The sequence below is a fragment of the Plasticicumulans sp. genome, assembly GCF_035331805.1.
Classification (GTDB): Bacteria; Pseudomonadota; Gammaproteobacteria; order Competibacterales; family Competibacteraceae; genus Plasticicumulans.
In genome coordinates this window covers 1-1,972 of the sequence record NZ_DAOLKE010000500.1, presented here as the reverse complement: position 1 = coordinate 1,972, position 1,972 = coordinate 1, and the positions used below count along the sequence as shown (strand labels likewise).

Annotated in this window: 2 protein-coding genes; one reads left to right on the top strand and one right to left on the bottom strand. The window is 73.2% G+C overall.

Annotated elements, in window-relative coordinates:
* Positions 1-42: 42 nt before the first annotated feature.
* Entirely contained in the window at positions 43-1,128 is a 1,086-nt protein-coding gene (hemH, locus tag PKE44_RS18820) for a ferrochelatase (protein WP_324554286.1), read from the bottom strand.
* A gap of 110 nt (positions 1,129-1,238) precedes the next feature.
* On the opposite strand from hemH, the gene PKE44_RS18815 reads away from it, so the two are divergent.
* Positions 1,239-1,972: NAD(P)-dependent oxidoreductase (locus PKE44_RS18815; protein ID WP_324554284.1), on the top strand; the 734-nt coding region annotated here is incomplete at its 3' end.

Sequence of the window (1,972 nt, the reverse complement as noted above, 5' to 3'; positions counted from 1 at the left end):
CTTTACCGCGGTCTGCTGACCGATAAGCTGCTGCAAATTGCTTTAGGCGGCGAGCTCGGCCGCCGCGTGCGGCGCCGGTCCGCCGGCAAAGCCCGGCCAGCCGCTGCAATGGCGGCGGACCAGCTGCGCGAGCGCGTCGAGGTGCGCCGGCGCGTCGTTCAGCGCCGGCACGTAGCGCAGCCGCTCGCCGCCGGCCTGCTCGAACAGCAGGCGGTTCTCGATCGCGATCTCTTCGAGCGTCTCCAGACAGTCGGCCGCGAAGCCCGGGCAGATCACGTCGACGCTGCGCACGCCGGTGCGCGCCCACTGCTGCAGGGTCTCGCTGGTGTAGGGCCTGAGCCACTCGGCGCGCCCGAAGCGCGACTGGAAGGCCACGGCCCAGCGATCGTCGGCGAGCCCGAGCCGCCCGGCGATCAGGCGCGCGCTCTTCAGGCACTGGCAGTGGTAGGGATCGCCGAGCGCGAGGTTGCGTTTCGGCAGGCCGTGGAACGAGAACAGCACGCGCTCGGCCAGGCCGCCGTGGGCGGCGGCGTGCTGATCGAGGCTCGCGGCGACGGCGTCCACCCAGGCCGGCTCGTCGTGGTACTGCATCACGCAGCGCAGTTCCGGCAACCGGCGCCAGCGCGCGAGTTCGGCGGCGAGCGCATCGAAGGCCGTGGCCGTGGTCGCGGCCGAGTACTGCGGATACAGCGGCAGCACCAGCAGCCGCGTGCAGCCGGCGGCGCGCAGCTCGGCGAGCGCCGTGGCGATCGACGGCTGGCCGTAGCGCATGCCGAGCGCGACCTGCAGCGGGCCATGGTCGCCGGCCGCGAGCCGCGCCTGCAGCCCGGCCTGCTGGCGGCGGCCGATCGCGAGCAGCGGCGAGCCTTCCGGCGTCCAGACCGTCGCGTACTTGGCCGCCGACTTCGCCGGGCGCGTGCGCAGGATGATGCCGTGCAGGATCAGCCACCACAGCGGCCGCGGGATCTCGACGACGCGCCGGTCCCACAGGAACTCGGCGAGATAGCGGCGCAGTGCCGTCGGCGTCGGGGCGTCCGGCGTGCCGAGGTTGACCAGCAGGATGCCGGTCGTCTCGGCACGGCCGTGGACGTGAACAGGGGCTGAAGCGCGGGAGTCCGGTCCGGACATGCGGGAGGCTTCCTCGGAGCGTGCGGGAACGGGCGCATCGATTATATTCCGGGTTTGCCGGCGCCCCGCCGGGCCCGCGTTTCCCCCGTTGCCCGCAGGTATCCCGCCCCATGCACGGCGTCTTCCTCGACCGCGCCTCGCTCGATCTCGGCGATCTCGATTTCTCGGCGCTGACCCATGCGCTCGATCGCTTCACCGGCTACGCCGCCACCGCCCCCGACGAGGTCGCCGTGCGCATCCGCGGCGCCGACATCGTCATCGTCAACAAGGTCGTGCTCGATGCCGCGACCCTCGCCACGGCCGCGGCGCTGAAGCTGATCTGCGTCGCCGCCACCGGCACCAACAACGTCGATCTCGAAGCGGCGCGCGCGCGCGGCATCCCGGTCGTCAACTGCCGCGGCTACGGCACGCCGGCGGTCGCGCAGCACGCGATCCTGCTGATGCTGGCGCTGTCGACGAACTTCCTCGCCTACCAGCGCGACCTGGCCGGCGGGGCCTGGCCGCGGGCCGCGCAGTTCTGCCTGCTCGATCACCCGATCCGCGAACTCGCCGGCAAGGTGCTGGCCGTGGTCGGCTGGGGCGAGCTCGGTCAGGGCACGGCGCGGCTCGCCGAAGCCTTCGGCATGGACGTGCGCATCGCGCAGCTGCCCGGCCGCCCGGCCGGGCCCGGGCGCGTGCCGCTCGATGAACTGCTCGCGCTCGCCGACGTGGTCACGCTGCACTGCCCGCTGAACGACACGACGCGCAACCTGTTCGACGCCGCGCGGCTGGCGCGCATGAAGCCGACGGCGCTGCTGATCAACACCGCCCGCGGCGGGCTGGTCGACGAGGCCGCGCTCGCCGG